17 protein-coding genes and 1 pseudogene are annotated in these 16,331 nt (G+C 72.8%); 7 read left to right on the forward strand and 11 right to left on the reverse strand.

Going from position 1 to position 16,331, the window contains the following annotated elements; all coding sequences use genetic code 11:
* The first annotated feature begins 6 nt into the window (after window positions 1–6).
* Together ACF1FZ_RS18040 and ACF1FZ_RS18045 are read left to right on the forward strand one after the other, a co-directional pair.
* Window positions 7–1,131, forward strand: a complete 1,125-nt coding sequence (locus ACF1FZ_RS18040; RefSeq protein WP_391774354.1) for a YihY/virulence factor BrkB family protein — start codon at window positions 7–9, stop codon at window positions 1,129–1,131.
* 17 nt (window positions 1,132–1,148) lie between these two features.
* Window positions 1,149–1,874 (forward strand): DUF6597 domain-containing transcriptional factor, encoded by a 726-nt coding sequence (locus ACF1FZ_RS18045; RefSeq protein ID WP_391774486.1) that lies wholly within the window; start codon window positions 1,149–1,151, stop codon window positions 1,872–1,874.
* Between the two features lie 43 nt (window positions 1,875–1,917).
* Here the strand turns inward: ACF1FZ_RS18045 and ACF1FZ_RS18050 are convergent, their stop codons facing one another.
* From ACF1FZ_RS18050 to ACF1FZ_RS18080, 7 genes and pseudogenes are all read right to left on the reverse strand, one after another.
* Window positions 1,918–2,055: a hypothetical protein gene (locus ACF1FZ_RS18050; RefSeq protein ID WP_391774494.1), complete on the reverse strand. Its 138-nt coding sequence runs from the start codon at window positions 2,053–2,055 to the stop codon at window positions 1,918–1,920.
* Between the two features lie 119 nt (window positions 2,056–2,174).
* Window positions 2,175–2,309 (reverse strand): annotated as a pseudogene (locus ACF1FZ_RS18055) (short-chain dehydrogenase); the annotation flags it as partial.
* A 75-nt stretch (window positions 2,310–2,384) separates the two neighbouring features.
* Window positions 2,385–2,675, reverse strand: coding sequence for an SDR family NAD(P)-dependent oxidoreductase (locus tag ACF1FZ_RS18060; protein ID WP_391774355.1), 291 nt, complete (start codon window positions 2,673–2,675; stop codon window positions 2,385–2,387).
* A 102-nt stretch (window positions 2,676–2,777) separates the two neighbouring features.
* Window positions 2,778–3,170, reverse strand: coding sequence for a VOC family protein (locus tag ACF1FZ_RS18065; protein ID WP_391774356.1), 393 nt, complete (start codon window positions 3,168–3,170; stop codon window positions 2,778–2,780).
* Between the two features lie 68 nt (window positions 3,171–3,238).
* On the reverse strand, window positions 3,239–4,768 hold the full coding sequence (locus ACF1FZ_RS18070) for a 3-hydroxyacyl-CoA dehydrogenase (RefSeq protein ID WP_391774357.1): 1,530 nt from the start codon (window positions 4,766–4,768) through the stop codon (window positions 3,239–3,241).
* Between the two features lie 63 nt (window positions 4,769–4,831).
* Window positions 4,832–5,608 (reverse strand): CoA-transferase subunit beta, encoded by a 777-nt coding sequence (locus tag ACF1FZ_RS18075; protein WP_391774358.1) that lies wholly within the window; start codon window positions 5,606–5,608, stop codon window positions 4,832–4,834.
* 26 nt (window positions 5,609–5,634) lie between these two features.
* A complete protein-coding gene (locus tag ACF1FZ_RS18080; protein WP_391774487.1) occupies window positions 5,635–6,552 on the reverse strand; it encodes a CoA transferase subunit A in 918 nt (305 codons plus the stop codon).
* Between the two features lie 155 nt (window positions 6,553–6,707).
* On the opposite strand from ACF1FZ_RS18080, the gene ACF1FZ_RS18085 reads away from it, so the two are divergent.
* From ACF1FZ_RS18085 to ACF1FZ_RS18100, 4 genes are all read left to right on the forward strand, one after another.
* Entirely contained in the window at window positions 6,708–7,598 is an 891-nt protein-coding gene (locus ACF1FZ_RS18085) for a LysR family transcriptional regulator (protein ID WP_391774359.1), read from the forward strand.
* 117 nt (window positions 7,599–7,715) lie between these two features.
* Window positions 7,716–8,942, forward strand: coding sequence for an acetyl-CoA C-acetyltransferase (locus ACF1FZ_RS18090; protein ID WP_391774360.1), 1,227 nt, complete (start codon window positions 7,716–7,718; stop codon window positions 8,940–8,942).
* Between the two features lie 115 nt (window positions 8,943–9,057).
* Complete coding sequence (locus ACF1FZ_RS18095; RefSeq protein WP_391774361.1) at window positions 9,058–10,401, forward strand: MFS transporter; 1,344 nt, start codon at window positions 9,058–9,060, stop codon at window positions 10,399–10,401.
* A gap of 29 nt (window positions 10,402–10,430) precedes the next feature.
* Window positions 10,431–10,889 (forward strand): MaoC family dehydratase, encoded by a 459-nt coding sequence (locus ACF1FZ_RS18100; RefSeq protein WP_391774362.1) that lies wholly within the window; start codon window positions 10,431–10,433, stop codon window positions 10,887–10,889.
* Between the two features lie 243 nt (window positions 10,890–11,132).
* Here ACF1FZ_RS18100 and ACF1FZ_RS18105 read toward each other — a convergent pair whose 3' ends face one another.
* Genes ACF1FZ_RS18105 through ACF1FZ_RS18120 form a run of 4 tightly spaced genes read right to left on the reverse strand, consistent with a single transcriptional unit; the run spans window position 11,133 to window position 15,222 of the window.
* Window positions 11,133–12,599, reverse strand: coding sequence for a sialate:H+ symport family MFS transporter (locus ACF1FZ_RS18105; protein WP_391774363.1), 1,467 nt, complete (start codon window positions 12,597–12,599; stop codon window positions 11,133–11,135).
* A gap of 45 nt (window positions 12,600–12,644) precedes the next feature.
* The gene (locus tag ACF1FZ_RS18110; RefSeq protein ID WP_391774364.1) at window positions 12,645–13,325 is read right to left on the reverse strand and encodes an N-acetylmannosamine-6-phosphate 2-epimerase; all 681 of its coding nucleotides are present in this window, start codon (window positions 13,323–13,325) and stop codon (window positions 12,645–12,647) included.
* Complete coding sequence (locus ACF1FZ_RS18115) at window positions 13,322–14,266, reverse strand: ROK family protein (protein ID WP_391774365.1); 945 nt, start codon at window positions 14,264–14,266, stop codon at window positions 13,322–13,324. Before ACF1FZ_RS18115 ends, ACF1FZ_RS18110 begins: the two co-directional genes overlap by 4 nt.
* A complete protein-coding gene (locus ACF1FZ_RS18120; protein ID WP_391774366.1) occupies window positions 14,263–15,222 on the reverse strand; it encodes a dihydrodipicolinate synthase family protein in 960 nt (319 codons plus the stop codon). Before ACF1FZ_RS18120 ends, ACF1FZ_RS18115 begins: the two co-directional genes overlap by 4 nt.
* 164 nt (window positions 15,223–15,386) lie before the next feature.
* Here ACF1FZ_RS18120 and ACF1FZ_RS18125 point away from each other — a divergent pair, with 164 nt between their 5' ends.
* Window positions 15,387–16,094 (forward strand): FadR/GntR family transcriptional regulator, encoded by a 708-nt coding sequence (locus ACF1FZ_RS18125; protein ID WP_391774367.1) that lies wholly within the window; start codon window positions 15,387–15,389, stop codon window positions 16,092–16,094.
* Window positions 16,095–16,331 lie beyond the last annotated feature (237 nt).

A 16,331-nucleotide genomic window follows, 5' to 3' on the forward strand; every position in this document is an offset into this window, starting at 1 on the left:
AAGGAGGTGCAGGCAGCAAACGAAACACCCGAGCGGCCACCGGGTCGGCTCCACCGGGCTCGAGTCCTCTACCGCAACGTGTCCAAGCGGCAGATGGCGTGGCAGTTGCTCAAGGACACGGTCAATTCGTGCATCGAGTACCGCATCCTCGGCCTCGCCGCCGAGGCGGCGTTCTTCACCCTGCTGTCCCTGCCGCCCCTGCTCCTCGGCCTGATCGGGCTGCTCGGCTACGTCGACGAATGGACGTCCACCACCACGGTCGCCTCCATAGAGCGCAACATCCTGGGGGCGGTGCAGACGGTGCTGTCCGAACGGGGCGTCAACGACATCGCCAAGCCGCTCATAGCCGACGTCACCACCGGCGCGCGCCCCGATGTCATCTCCATCGGTTTCGCGATCGCCCTCTGGTCCGGTTCACGCGCGGTGAACGTCTTCATCGACACCATCACCGTGATGTACGGGCTCGACGGCCACCGCGGCATCGTCAAGACCCGGCTGCTCGCCTTCCTGCTGTACGTGGTCGCGCTGCTGCTGGGCGCGGTGGTGCTGCCGCTGCTGGTGGTCGGTCCCGACCGGGTCGTGGAGTTCGTCCCGTGGGGCACCGAGGTGCTCGCCGTCATGTACTGGCCGCTGGTCATACTGCTGTCCATCGCGTTCCTGACGACGCTCTACCACGTGTCCGTCCCCGTACGCTCGCCGTGGCTGGAGGACGTGCCGGGGGCACTCGTGGCACTCGGGATGTGGGTGCTGGGCAGCTTCCTGCTGCGCATCTACCTCACGAGCACGGTCGAAGGACCGACCATCTACGGTTCACTGGCCGCGCCCATCGCCGTCCTGCTCTGGATCGGCATCTCCGCCTTCGCCGTCCTCGTGGGCGCCGCCGTCAACGCGGCGATCGACCGGGTCTGGCCCTCGCTCGCCACCGCGGCGGCCCGCGCCGCCAGCGACCGGATCAAGGCCGCCCAGGCCGCGGAACTCGTGGCACGGGCGGCGAACTGGGGCGCGTACGCGGACGACGACGAGGAGGACGTGTCCATGCCCTCCGAGTTCCCCGAGCGCTGGTCACGCTTCCTGCCCCCGGACGACGTGAAGTCCCGCCTGCACGGGAACCGGGACAAGGACGCCCCGTGAGGGCCGGCCCGACAGCCATGGCGACCAGGGGCGCGCGGTACGAGGAGCGGGCATCGCGCTTCGGCGGCGCGGTCCTATGGGCCTGGAGGGGGCCGCGCGAGCCCTCCCGGCCGGTGCTTCCCGACGGCTGCATGGACCTGCTGTGGGCCGGCGGCCGGCTGCTCGTGGCGGGTCCCGACACCCACGCGTTCACCCCGGCCGCGGCGCTCTCCGGCAGCTGTACGGGCATCCGCTTCGCCCCTGGCACGGCCCCCGCACTCCTGGGCGTGCCCGCGCACGAACTGCGTGACCGGCGGGTCGCGCTCGACGCCCTCTGGCCGGGGCCGGAGGTCCGCGGGCTGACCGAGCGCCTCGGCGCGGCCGGCGACCCGGCCGCCGCGCTGGAGGGCATCGCCCTGCGCCGGGCGGCCGGCGCCGGGCCCCCGGACCCGCTCATGGCGGCCGTCGCCGAGCAGTTGCGGCAGGGCCGGTCCGTCGCCGCCACCGCGCACGCCGTGGGGCTAGGGGCACGCCAGCTGCACCGCCGCTCGCTGGCCGCGTTCGGCTACGGCCCCAAGACGCTGGCCAGAGTCCTGAGGCTGCAGCGTGCCCTGGCCCTCGTCCGGGCGGGCACGCCGTACGCCGAGGCCGCGTACACGGCGGGCTGCACCGACCAGGCACATCTGGCCCGCGAGATGCGGGACCTGGCCGGCACGACGCTCGGCGGCTACCTGGCGGCACGGGGCCTCGCGGGCACGGCGTAGCCGTGCCGTCCGGACCGCCGCCGCCCGAGGGGGGCCCGGCCGTTCAGCCGCGACCGCCGCGGGCCGCCGTACGGATCGCCAGCTCCGCCGCCGCGAGGCCGTCGACCGGTGCCGCGTCCGGCAGCCCGGGCACGCACGCCACCCGGCCGTCCTCCAGCGCGGCCGGCGAGGCGTCGACCACCTGTCCACGGGCATGCCGCCGTCCTCGTGCACGGACTGCTCACGTCCGCCGACGGGCTCCTCGCCGCGCGAGCGATGGAATCCGGTGGCGGTCAGGCCGGGGCACCGCACCTGAAGACGCAGGGGCGAGCCGGGGAGTTCGGCGGAGAGGGTGCGGGTGAAGGTGACCACGTACCCCTTGGTGCCGGCGTACACGGCACGCTCGGGCAGCGGCAGCGGCCGCGGCGAGCCGGCGAACGCCGACTGGGAGGCCACGTTGACGACCGTGCCGGCGCGGTGACGGCGAGCACGTTGACGTTCACGACCTTCGCCATCAGCGCGGCCTCCAGTTCACCGAACGGGCCGTACCCGTTGGTCCCCGCGTTGTTGAGCAGGAAACCGATGTCGCCCTGCCCCGCCCGCTCCACCACACGCGCCAGACCACCGGGGTCCGACAGATCCGCCACGAGGGTCTCCACGGCCGATCCCCCCGCGCAGCCGTACCGCCAGGTCGTCGAGCCGCTGTTCCCGCCGGGCCACCAGGACGGTGTCCCACCCCCCGGCGGCCAGCCGTGCCGCATATGCCGCTCCGATGCCCGAGGAGGCTCCCGTGACCAGTGCCTCGCCGCGCTGAGCGCCCATTCCCTCTCCCGTTCTCCGGGGTGTCACGTGACAAGCGGCCGACGGCAGGCGCGGAGCCGGCCACCCGGCCGAACGGCTGCCGCCGGATCCCGTCAGGAACGCCTACGGCACAGGGGCGAAGAGGGACACCGCGCAGCCGTCGGGGTCCAGGACGACGGCGTAGCGCTGCCCCCAGACGGCATCCCAGGGCTTCAGGTGTCCCCGGTAGCCGGCACCGGTCAGGTCGGCGTACACCGAGTCGACCTCTGCCGGGCTGTCGCAGAGGAAGGCGAGTCCGAGGCGCTCGCCGCCCCCGGACCCCTGCCAGTCGGGCTCGAAGGAGCGGACGACGTCCTCGGTGTCCCACAGCAGGCGCTGCCCGCCGGGGAGCACCACCTCGACGTGGGGGGCCGATTCGGCGCCCGCGGGGATGTCGAGGCCGAGCCTGCGGTAGAAGGCGAGCGAAGCGGCCAGGTCGGCGGTGGTGACGGAGATCGCGTCGAGTCGTGGAGTCATGGGCCGACCGTATGCCGGGGCCGTGACCGGGTCTTGTACGAAACGGTCACGGCCCGGTGCGGTCCCCCTTACGCGCAGGCCGCGGGCGAGGTGCCGGGCTCGGTCAGCGGCAGACCCAGCTGCGCGCGTTCGGTGAGCCAGCGGGTCGGCCGGTGCCGCGGGTCCCCGGTCGTGGCGTACACGGAACGCTGCAGGTCCAGCAGCCGCGCGACGCCGATCCGGTCGCCCCAGGCCAGCGGCCCCGCCGGGTAACCGAGTCCGGTCCTCACCGCGAGGTCGATGTCCGCCGGCGTGGCCAGCGAGCGCTCCGCGATCGAAGCGGCCACCGAGACCACCGAGGCGAGCAGCCGCTGCGCCACCGAACCCGCGGTGTCCCGCACCACCGACACGGCCCAGGGCTCCTCCCCGTCCACCGCGCGGGCCAGGACCGCGCGGGCGTCCCGGGCTGCGGCCGGGACGGCCGCGGGCGTCACCGCGAGCACCCGGCGCCGGCCCGCCGGGGGCAGCGGGTCGACGCCGAAGGTGCGCGAGGCGGGCAGGCCCAGGGAGGCCACCGCCGCTGCCACGGTGGTACCCCAGACGGGGACGAGGACCAGTGCCTCGCCGGTGGGTGACGGACCGCTCCCGACCGTGGCTCCGGCGGCGGTCAGCGCGGTCCGCAGTCCTTCGGCGCCCTCGCCGCCCGCGACGAACACCGGCCGGTCCGCGTCACCCGTCACCGGCGGTTCCGGAGCCGGGGCGGGGGCCTCGGGGCCGTACGCGAACCAGCCCTGCCCGGTCTTGCGGCCGTGCAGACCCGCCGTCACCCGGTTCGGGGTGAGATAGGAGGGGCGGAGCCGGTCCTCGTGGCGGAAGCCCTGCCAGATCGAGTCGATGACGGCGGCCGTGACGTCGAGCCCCGTGAGGTCCATCAGTTCGAACGGGCCCATGCGCAGCCCCAGGACGTCCCGGGCGATCCGGTCGATGCCCGCCGGATCCGCGACGGACTCCTCCAGCAGCGCCAGCGCCTCCGTCACGAGCCCCCGGCCGGCGTGGTTGACCAGGAAGCCGGGAGTGTCGGCGACCGTGACCGCGCGGTGCCCGCAGCTCTCGACCAGCTCCGTGAGCGCCGCCGGGATGCCGGGACGGGTGGCGGCGCCCGGTACGACCTCGACGATCTTCATCAGCGGTACGGGGTTGAAGAAGTGCAGCCCCGCCAGCCGCCCCGGGTCCCGTAGTGAGGCGCCGATCCGGGTCACCGGCAGGGACGAGGTGTTGGTCGCGAAGACCGCCGAGTCCGGCAGAACCTCCTCCAGCTTCCCGAACACCTCGGCCTTGGTGTCCAGGTCCTCCCGTACGGCCTCGATCACCAGCTCGACCTCCGGGCCGGGCGCCCACGGGTCGTCCAGCGGGACCAGCCGCTCCATGGCCGCGGCGAAGTCCCCGGCGGACATCCGGCCCTTGTGGACCGCGCGCTCCAGCATGGACCGTACGAAGTCCACGGCCTCCGTCACCGCCTCGGGCCGGACGTCACAGAGCTCTACGGTGTGTCCGCCGGCCGCCGCCCACTGGGCGATACCGCGTCCCATGGCTCCGGCGCCGACGATCCTGATACGCATGGCAGTTACGGTCCTCTCGGGGTGGGGATCGGGGAAGTGCTCACCGGGATCAGGTGAGCGCCCTCAGCGAAGATAGACGCGGCCGGGGTCGACGTCCTCGCGGAGGAGCCGCAGCTCCGCCGCGGTCGGCGGCGGCACGGTGCCGACCGCGGCGGACACCTTCAGGTCCCAGCCGGTCGCCTCCCGGACCTGCCCGGCCGTCACGCCCGGGTGGACGGCGACGAGCCGGAGCTCCTCACCGACGCCCTCGCGGGCCAGGATGCCCAGTTCGGTGATGACCCGGGTGACTCCCGCGCCCAGTGGCCTGATGCCCTCGGCGAGCGCGCGGTCGGGGCCCGGGGTGGTGCAGAAGTCCAGGGCCCCGGTGAAGGAGCGCGGGTCATGACGGCGCATCACCACGAAGACCTCATGGGAGTTGGCCATCACCTCGACCGCGCCGCCGGAACCGGGGAGCCGCACCGTGGGACTCTCCCAGTCGCCGATGACGGAGGTGTTGAGGTTGCCCCACCGGTCGATCTGCGCGGCACCGAGGAAGCCCACGTCGATGTGGCCGCCCTGGAGCACACAGCCGAAGAGCGCCGGCATCGACAGCACCGCCTCCGCGCCCGAGATGAGCACCGCGTCGGCGATGGTCTCCGGCAGATGCGAGGGGTGCGCCCCGCAGACCCCGGACTCGTACACGACCTCGATCTGCGGCGCGACCGTCAGACGGGCGAGCTCGGTGGCGAGCGTCGGCAGCCCGATGCCGGCGAACACCGTGCGGCGGGAAGCCAGTTCACGGGAGGCGACGACGGAGAGCAGCTCGGACGACGTGACGGTCTCCGGTGCGGTGGTGGTCATGTGCCGTTCCTTCCCCTGGGGCGCGCTCACAGCCGCCGCCCGTAGTTCACCGGTTCGCTGAGCGCCTCGCCCACCGCGAGCCCCGCCCAGAAGTCCTCGCCCAGCTTGGCGACGTACTCGGCGTGGTCGGCCGTTCCGTACACCCACTCGCCCAGCCACTCCCGCAGCCGCTCCGGGTCCTTGCTGATGTGCGACCAGGCCCGGTAGAAGGCGTTGTCGCGGTCGTAGTAACCCTGGGCGAAGGACGGGTGCGCGCCGCGCGGGCAGACGACGACGGCGTCCACCGCGTGGGAGGGGACGAGCGTGCGGTTGGGGTCCGAGCGGACCACCTCGTCGCCGACGATCTCCTCGACGACGACGATCGCCTTGTCCGCCGCGTACACCGCCTCGGCCTGGATGCCGGTCAGCCCCCAGATCTGGGTGTTTCCCCGGCGGTCGGCCCGCTGTGCGTGGATGATCGTCACGTCCGGGTTCACCGGCGGCACGACGTAGATCTGTTCCTGCTCGCCGCCGGGCCCGGGGTAGGGCGACGTCACCTTGCGCAGGTCGCTGTTCACCCCCGGCAGATCGCTGCCGCCGTAGCTGCGCAGCGGGTAGAACGGCAGCCGCTGGGATCCGGCGAGGTAGCGGCACACCATCCCGTAGTGGCTGTACTCCTCGAAGGCGAGCGGGGCCGGGTCGGCGCGTTCGATCCTGCGCCGCAGTTCGCCGAGGGAACCGGCGGAGGAGTTGCCCACGAAGGAGGAGACCAGCCGCGAGACGCAGCCCGCCGCGAGCATCTGGTCCACCACGATGTCCGCCGTCATCCGTACGACGGTGAGGTCCTTGCGGCCCTGCCGGATGATCTCGTGCCCGGCCGCGGTGGGGACGAGATGGGTGAACCCTTCGAGGCTGACAGTGGCCCCGTCGTGCACGAAGGAGGCGACGGCCTCCTTCATCGACATGACTTTGCCGGCCCCGTCGGCCGTATCCGTCCGTTCCACGGTGCTCCTCGGGCGAGTGCGTGCTGGTCGCCCTCACCGTGTCAGCGGCCATTGATTGCTGTCCAATACCGAATTAAGGTCGGATCAAGACCTGTGGTTAATGAATGGAAGTCCCGATGGAACTGCGTCATCTGACCGCGTTCACCGCCGTCGCCGAGGAGCTGCACTTCGGCCGCGCCGCCAAGCGGCTCCAGATGGCGCAGCCCCCGCTCAGCCAGCAGATCCGGCAGCTGGAGAAGGAGCTCGGCGTCCAGCTCTTCGAGCGCAACACCCGCTCGGTGCGGCTCACCAGCGCGGGGGAGTCCTTCCTGGAGCCCGTACGCACCGTCCTCGCCGATCTCGACACGGCGGTACGGGCGGCCAAGGCCGCCGGGCGCGGGGAGTACGGCCGGGTCACCATCGGCTTCGCGGGAGCCTCCAGCCACGAGACGCTGCCCCTGCTGACCCGGGCCGTGCGTGCCGCCCACCCCGGGATCGAGCTGGTCATGAAGGGCCAGACCTACGCCAACGTCGCCCTGTCCCGGGTCGCCGACGGCTCCCTCGACCTGGGGTTCGTCCGGCTCCCGGTCACCCAGCCCAAAGTGGCCTGCCGGGTGATCGACGAGGAGGAGCTGCTGTGCGCACTGCCCTCCGACCACCGGCTGGCCCGCCTGGAGAGGGTCCCCATCGGGGTCCTCGCCGACGAGCCCTTCGTCTCCTTCCCGGCGAACGCGGGCTCCACGGTGCGCGACGCGATGGTCCAGGCGTGCGAAGCCACCGGCTTCAACCCGCGCGTGGTGCAGGAGGCCCCCGACTCGTACACGATCCTGGCCCTCGTCGCCGCGGGTGTCGGCGTCACGCTCACGGTCTCCTCCGTCCGCCACATCCAGCAGAACGGGCTGGTCTACCGGCCCCTCGCCGGCCCGCCCATCCGCCGCCAGGCGGCGCTGGCCTGGCGCACGGACAACCCCTCGGCAGCGCTCCGCGCGGTGCTCGCGGTCGCCGAGCAGGCCCTGCCGACCCCGTGACTCCTCCGATTGAGACGCATGACGTCTTGAAGATGAGGTAATTCGATATTGGACCGACTCAGTGGTCCGGTGCGAAGGTCGCCCCACACATCCGAACCCGCCGAAAGGTGCCCCGCTGTGCCCGACCAGACCGATGTCGTCATCTGCGAACCGCTGCGCACACCCATCGGGCGGTTCGGTGGCGCGTTCGCCCAGCAGACCCCGGCCGCGCTCGCCGCACGCGTCATCGCCGAGGTCGTCGCCCGCACGGGAATCGACCCGGGCCGGGTGGACGAGGTGATCCTCGGCCACGCCTACCCCTCCTCCGAGGCCCCCGCCGTCGGCCGGGTCGCCGCGCTGGACGCCGGGCTCCCCGACACCGTCACCGGCGTCCAGACCGACCGGCGCTGCGGTTCCGGCCTGCAGGCGGTCCTCGACGCGGCCATGCAGGTCCGGGCCGGCTTCAGCGACGTCGTCATCGCGGGCGGCGTCGACGTCATGAGCGCCGCCCCCTACTACACGCACGACGGACGCTGGGGCATCAAGGGCCCCGGCCTCCAGCTCCACGACTCCCTCGCCCGGGGCCGGGTCACCGCGGGCGGCGTCCACCACCCCGTACCCGGCGGCATGATCGAGACGGCGGAGAACCTGCGCCGCGCCCACTCCGTCAGCCGCGCCGACCAGGACGCCCTCGCCCTGCGTTCGCAGGCCCGCGCCGCACGCGCCGTCCGGGAGGGGCGCTACGACGCGGAGATCGTCCCCGTCACGGTGAAAACACGCAAGGGCGAGACGGTCGTCACCGCCGACGAACACCCCCGCCCCGACACCACCGCCGAGCAGCTCGCGGCACTGCGCCCGATCATGGCCAAGACCGACCCGGAGGCCACCGTCACCGCGGGCAACGCCAGCGGGCAGAACGACGCCGCAGCCGCCTGCCTCGTCACCAGCGCCGCCACCGCCGAACGGCTCGGGCTCACCCCGCTCGTCCGGCTGGTCTCCTTCGCCCGCGCGGGCGTCCCCGCCGCGACGATGGGCATCGGCCCCGTCCCGGCCACCCACGCGGCCCTCGGCCGTGCCGGTCTCACCCTCGCCGACCTCGACCTGATCGAGATCAACGAGGCCTTCGCCGCCCAGGTCCTGGCCTGCACCCGGGAGCTGGGGCTCGGCGAGAAGGACCACGAGCAGCGGATCAACGTCAACGGCTCCGGTGTCTCGCTCGGCCACCCGGTGGGTGCCACCGGCGCACGCATCCTGGCGACGCTCAGCCGGGAGATGCACCGCAGTCAGGCGCGCTACGGGCTGGAGACCATGTGCATCGGCGGGGGACAGGGTCTCGCCGCGGTCTTCGAACGCATCGCCTCCTGAGACCCCGCCCCCTTCGAGGACTCCGTCCCCTCTCCACCACGCGACCAGGGCGTCCCGGGCGACGCCGGGTCAGCCGTGCCTCCATCCGCTTGACCGACTTTGTCCGGGAGCCACCATGAGCGCGACCACCGCAACCGCACGCGAGCGAACGAAAGCCGCCAACCGCGCGGGGTTCGGAGCCTTCATCGGCTCCACCATCGAATGGTTCGACTTCTACATCTACGGAACCGCAGCGGCGCTGGTCTTCGACAAGGTCTTCTTCCCCGAACTCGAAGGCCCCATAGGCACTCTGGTCGCCTTCGCCACCTTCTGGGTCGGCTTCCTCGCCCGCCCCCTCGGGGGCATCGTCTTCGGTCACTACGGCGACCGGCTCGGCCGTAAGAAGACCCTCGTCATCACCTTGCTGATGATGGGCGTCTCGACCACCGCGATCGGCCTGCTGCCCGGCTACGCCTCCATCGGCATCGCCGCCCCGATCCTGCTGGTCTGCATCCGCATGATCCAGGGCATCGGCCTCGGCGGTGAATGGGGCGGCTCCGTCCTCATCGCCTCCGAGCACGCGCCCAAGGGCAAGTCGGTGCTGTACGCGGCGTTCGCCCAGCAGGGCTCCCCGGTCGGCAACACCCTCTCCACGGTGAGCTTCCTCGCCATCAGCCAGCTGCCCGACGACGCCTTCGTCTCCTGGGGCTGGCGGGTGCCCTTCCTCGCCTCCGCCGCACTCGTCATGGTCGGGCTGCTGGTCCGGCTGAAGGTCGCCGAGTCCCCGGCCATGGCCGAGCTCATCGAGAAGAAGGAAGTCGTCAGGCTCCCGCTCACCGAGGTGCTCCGCAGCCACCCCATGCTGATCGTCCTCGGCATCGGGGCCTGCACCATCGGCCTGTCCGCGACGTACTTCAAGTCGACGTTCGCCCTGTCCTGGGCGACCACGTCCCTCGGCTTCGACCGCAGCTCGTTCCTGACGATCATCCTCGTCGCCAACATCACCCAGATCATCGTCCAGCCCTTCGGCGCTCTGATCGCCACCCGGATGAGGAGCTGGTCCCGCGCGGTGACCGTGATGCTGGTTCCCGAGCTGGTCCTCATGCCGGTGATGTTCGTCCTCATCAGCACCGAGAACTACGGCCTGGCGATGCTCGGTGTCGCTGTCGCCACGATTCCGCACTGCCTCTACTACGCGGCCCTCGCCGGCATGCTGGCCAGCCGCTTCCCGGCCCACCTGCGCTACACCGGGATCTCGCTCTGCTACCAGCTCTGCGGGACCCTGCTCGGCGGCACGACCCCGATCGTCGGCCAGTTCCTGCTCAACCGGACCGGTTCCATCACCGCCGTCATCGCGTACGCCGTCTTCCAGGTGGCGCTGACCCTGGGCTGCATGCTCCTCCTGCTCAAGCGCCCCGACCACGACGAGCAGGCCGCCGAGCCCGTCGCCGTCCCCCGCACCGCGCCCGTCAGCGCCTGACCGCCCGTACGGCAGAACGGAGTACGCCCATGCCGCTGACCGCGCACGGCATCCCGGAGATCCTCGCCCTCGGCGGGCGCGACCTCGGACGCTCGGAGTGGAAGGAGGTCACCCAGGAGCTGATCGACGCCTACGCGTACGTCTCGGGGGACCACCAGTGGATCCACACCGACGTCGAACGCGCAGCCGCCGGTCCGTACGGGCGCACCATCGCCCACGGTTACATGGTGCTGAGCTGGGGCATCCCGATGTTCGGCGAACTGCTCCAGGTGAGCGGCGTGGGACGCGCGCTCAACTACGGGGTCAACCGGGTCAGGTACCCGGCGCCCGTCCCCGTCGGCAGCCGCGTGCGGCTGCACGCGTCCGTAGCGGAGGTGACCGAGGTAGCGCGGGGCGGAGTGCAGATGACGCGGGGCTTCACCTTCGAACTGGAGGGGTCGGAGAAGCCCGCCTGCGTCGCCGAGTCGCTGACGCACTTCTACCCGTAGGGGCCCGGCGGGAGGGGAGACACGGCCCGCCCCTGGCCGGCCGGCGCGAGCCCGGTCCGCCAGGCCCGCACGGCGATGCCCACGCGGGCGCGGACCTCCAGCTCGCGCCGGAGGCCGCCACACGGGACTTGGCGGTGGCGGGGGAGACGAAGAGCTCTTCGCCGGTGTCGCTGTTCGACGGGCCCGCGGCGACCAGCGCGGCGGCCCCCTCCTCGCGCCGGGCCGGACGTACGGCGGTGCCGTTCAGCCCCGCACACGTTCCGGCTGCGGCACCTTCCCGGACACGGCCAGGTGGTCCGCCTGCGCGTCCGGGTCCGTGAGCCGGTTCAGCCGGGCCGGCACGTCGAAGCCGACCAGCAGCACCACGATCACCGTCCCCGCGAACGTCAGCACCGCCAGGGCCTGCCCCAGGCCCATCCCGGACGCCAGACGCGCCCCGAGGACCGGGGCCACGGCACCGCCGAGCGCCCCCACGTTGTACGTGAAGCCCAGCGCGGCCCCACGGTTCGCGGTCGGGAAGTGGCCGCCGATGTAGCGCGGCAGCAGCCCCGAGACGCCGAAGCTGGTGGCCTGCAGCAGGAACAGCAGACAGCCGAGCACCAGCAGGTTGTCCCGCACCGCGAAGACCGGGTAGACGAAGGCCAGCGAGGCCAGCAGTGTCAGCGCGTACGCCTTCTTCGCGCCGATCCGGTCGCCCAGGAAGCCGGCCGCCCAGCAGCCCACCATGGTGCCGAAGCCCGCGAAGTACAGGACGTCGGTGACCTGGCCGGTGCTGTAGCCCAGCTCGGACTTCAGATACGTGGGCAGCAGGGCCTGGATGGGCCAGGAGTAGAGGAACGCGAAGAACAGCGTCACGATCATCGAGACGTACAGCAGCCGGCCGCGCTCCCCGCCCAGCTGTACCGCGAACGCCACGAGGGCGAGTCCGGCGACCACCGACAGGACCGGGACCATCCCCTCGCCGCCCGGGGTGAAGACCATGAAGAGCGCGAGGGTGGCGACCGCGGTCAGGACCGTGTTGACCAGGGCCGGCCGCGGAGAGCGGAACAGCGGCTGGAAGGGGTTGGGGCGGGCGCCCCGGTCCGCGACGTCCGCGGTCCACTCCTCCGCCTCCGGCAGGGCCCGGCGCATCCACAGCGCGACCGCGATCGGGATCAGGCCCAGGTAGAACATCCACCGCCAGCCCAGCGAGGGCACCACCCAGTCGTAGACCTGCGCCGCGAGGACCGAGCCGACGGAGAAGCCGGAGATCAGGAACCCGCTGGCGCGGCTGCGCAGGCGGGCCGGCCAGCTCTCCATGACGTACGTGGCGCTGGCGCTGTACTCGCCGGCCATGCCCATGCCGATGGCGAGCCGGGCGGCGAAGAGGCTGTGGTAGTCCCAGGCGAAGCCGCAGGCGAAGGTGCCCAGCGAGTAGAGCAGGATGCTCAGCACCATGGAGAGCTTGCGGCCGTACCGGTCGCCGATCGCGCCCAGGACCGCGCCGCCCAGCCAGCGGGTGATGAAGGCACCGGAGATCAGGCTGGCCGCCTGGACGGTGCTCAGTCCGAAATCGTCACTGATCTCGGTCAGGACGAGTGTGATGAGGACGAAGTCGAAGCCGTCCAGGACGTAGCCGATCCAGGCGGCGAAGAAGGACTTCCACTGCGTACCGCTCACCTCGCGGTACCAGGGGAGCGTGGGGGAGGTTTTCTGCACGGTGCGCTCCATGGTGCGGGACGGCGACGCGTCGCCGTCCCGCTGCGTGGGGGCTGCTCAGGGCCGGGCGAGGCCGGCGACGAAGCGGGACGTCAGGGCGGTGGGCGCCGTGATGGCCGTGCCGACCACGACGCTGTGGGCGCCGCGGGCGAGTGCCTCGGCAGCCTCCTCAGGGGTATTGATACGGCCTTCGGCGACGACCGGTACAGAGACCGCGGCCGAGAGAGATGTCACAAGCTCCAGGTCCGGGCCGGTCTGCTTCGGGGTTCCGGGAACATAGCCGGACAGGGTCGTGGAGACGAAGTCCGCTCCCAGCCCGGCGGCGGTGATCCCCTCGGCGAGCGTGGAGACGTCGGCCATGACCAGGGCGCCCGCCGCGTGCACGGCGGTGACCAGTTCGGCGAAGGCCGAACCGTCGGGGCGCGGCCGGTCGGTGGCGTCGGCGGCGACGACGGCCGCACCGGCCTCGACGACCGCCAGGGCGTGCCGGACGGTCGGGGTGATGTAGACGCCGGTGTCGCCGTCCTTCCACAGACCGATGACCGGCAGGTCCACGGCCTTCACGATCGCGGCGACGACCTCCGGCTCGTTGGCGCGGATCGCGGAGCCGCCGCCGGCGACGGCCGAGAGGGCGAGACGCACGAGGGTGGCGGTCTCCCGCATCGGGTCGCCGGGGGGAGCCTGGCAGGAGACGATCAGCCGGCCCTTCAGGGCGGCGGCCAGATTCTGTGCGGTCATCGGTGGACTCCTGGGAGGTGGAGGGGGAGTGCGGTGGTCAGGGCCGCGGCGCCCAGCACCGCGGCGTCGTGGCCGAAGAGAGGGGGCTCGGGGACGAGCCCGCGCAGCGGGGGCATGAGTTCGGCGGCGAAGGCGGCGGCGAGCGCGTCGCCGTACAGCGTCCCGATCCGGGGGACCCCGCCTCCGACGACGACCCGGTCCGGTCCGAGTGCGTTGGCGAGGCCGCCGAGGACCCGTCCGGCCGCCGTCGCGCCGGTCGTGACGGCCCGTACGGCGGCGGCGTCGCCCCGGGCCGCCCTGGCGGCGACCGTCTCGAGCCGGTCCACCGGGGCGCCGGCCAGCCGCTCGTAGTGGGCGGCGATGCCCGGGCCGGAGGCGATGACCTCCAGGTGCCCGGTGGCACCGCAGGTGCAGGGCAGTCCGGCCGCCTCCGCACTGGGGAGGTGACCGAGGTGGCCGGCGATACCGGACGTGCCGTGCAGCATCCGCCCGTCGACGGCGAGTGCGCCGCCCACGCCCGTGCCGACGGCCGCGAACAGCAGCGAACCGTGGCTGTCCGCCAAGGCGGCGAGCTCGGGCCCCGCGGTGGCCCGCACGTCGTTGTCGCAGGCCACCGGCAGACCGGTGCGGTCCGCGAGACCGGTGCCGAGCGCGGTGCCCGCCCAGCCGCTGATCGAGTCGGTGGCGCTGGTGACCATGCCGCTCCGGGGGTCTACGACCCCGGCGGCCGCGATGCCGAGTGCCGTGGCCAGCCGGCTGGGATCCACCTCGGCGGCCGCGTCGGCGAGCGCGTCGAGCACCGCCGCCGAGCCGTCCCGGGCGGGGGTGGGCCGGGTGTGCCGGGCCAGCACGGTGCCGTCGGCGGCGAAGAGCGCGGCCGCGATCTTCGTACCGCCCAGGTCGAGGCCGATCACCGCGGCCCCGGTCGACTGCGTGGTCATCGGACCGGCGGCAGACCGGCGCCGCGCAGCCGCTCCGCGACCAGGGCGACGGACTCGGCGGAGAGCTGGATCTGCGGGAAGGCGGTTGCGCCGTTGTCGATGACACCGAGCAACCGGAGGGCGGCCTTGAAGGAGCCCAGCGCCGACGAGCCGCGGCCCATGTCCGCCTCCGGGCCGACGTCCACCATGGCGAACAGTTCGACGAGCCGCTCCTGCTCCTGGGCGGCGAGCGCCCAGTCCCCGGCCCGCGCGGCCTCGTACAGACGCACGTAACCGGCCGGGTCGACGTTGCCGATCCCCGGGACGACCCCGTCGACGCCGGCCAGCAGGGCGGCGTCCACGGTCAGTTCCGAACCGGTCAGCACGCTGAAGCGCGGCGCCGGGCCCTCGGCCCGGCCGTCGCGCCCGCCGAGTTCGACGACGAGCCGGCGCAGCCCGCCCTCGTCGCCGCTGCTGTCCTTGAGGCCGGCCAGGGTGCCGTCCTCGGCGAGCTCGCGCACCAGCGCGGTGGAGAGCTTGGACTGCACGGACACCGGGAGGTCGTACGCGAACAGCGGCAGGCCGACGGCGGCGCGCAACTTGCGGAAGTGTCCGGCGATCTCCTTCGGGTGCGTACGGGTGTAGAAGGGCGCTGTCGCGACGACGGCGTCGGCGCCCAGCCCGGCGGCGGCCCGGGCATGCTCGACGACACGCGCGGTGGTCGTGTCGATGACCCCGGCGAGGACCGGCACCCGGCCGGCGGCCGCCGTGACCACGGTCTCCAGGGTGGTGGCGCGCTGGGCGTCGGTCAGATAGGCGACCTCGCTGGTCGAACCGAGGGCGAAGAGTCCGTGCACACCGCCGTCGACGAGGTGGCCGACGAGCCGGGTGAGGGAGGCCGTATCGACCTCCCCACGGTCGTCGAGCGGGGTGCAGACCGGCGGTACGACGCCGTGCAGCGGTGCGGTCAGGGACATGGTGAGGAGCTCCAGCTCGTTCGGGACGCCGGTCCGCCGCCGGATGGGAAGACAGGACCGAGACATGAGACGTAAGATGTCTTATGTTTAGATTCACCTTAAGCAGATGTCCTGGCGACCGGTCAAGAGGCGCCGACGGCCGGCGACACCCCAGGAGGACTGTTGTGGCCCGCCCCACCATGGCTCAGGACATCGAGCGGAGGATCAAGGAACTGATCCTCGACCGCAGGCTCGGACCGGGCGACCCGCTGCCCACCGAGGCCGAGCTGATGGAACTGTTCTCGGCCGGACGTGTCTCGGTGCGTGAAGCCCTCAAGGCGCTGCAGGCCACACACGTCGTCGAGATCCGGCGTGGCTTCGGAACCTTCGTCGGTTCCCTCTCCCTGGCGCCCTTCGTCGAGGGGCTGGCCTTCCGGGCCGCCGTCCGGCACGGACAGGGCGAGCCGGGCCTGCTGGAGCTGATGAAGGTGCGAGAGGCGCTGGAGACCGGGCTGGTCGGCGTCGTCACCGCCGGCGTCCCCGCAGGGGACCTGGCCGTGCTGCGGGCCCTCGTCGTGGCCATGGAGAGCGAGGCCGCCCGGGACGGCAGGGTCGCCCGCGCCACCGACCGGGCCTTCCACCTCGCGCTCTACGCCTCGCTCGGCAACCACCTGCTCAGCGAGGTGCTGGACGCGTTCTGGGCGGCCATGGACCGGGTGCGCGAGGACATGGACGACGGCCACCAGGACCCGGCCGTCACCTGCGCGCAGCACCACGAGATCGTCGAGGCGGTCGCGGCTGCCGACGGAGTGCGCGCGGTGCGCGCGATGAGCACCCACTTCGACGGAATCCGCAACCGCCTGGAACCCCGGTCCGCGTCCGCGTCGGGGTAGCCGTTCGCGCCCGTCCGGGCGGCGCGGCACCACGCCACCAGCGGTCTGGCCCATCGCGGTCCGGCCCGGGCCCGCTCCACCAGCCGTGCCCCTCCGGGCCGCGCTCACGGGAGTGGTGCAGGCGCTTCGGCGGCGAGGCGGACGTACGCGGCGCCTCCAGGCGGAGGGCGCCCGTGCTGCGCTCGTACCCGGTGCCGTCCGCCCCCGCCCGGAGACCCGCGACCCCGCGACCGTGCA

The sequence above is a fragment of the Streptomyces sp. NPDC014623 genome (genome assembly GCF_043088245.1).
Classification (GTDB): domain Bacteria; phylum Actinomycetota; class Actinomycetes; order Streptomycetales; family Streptomycetaceae; genus Streptomyces.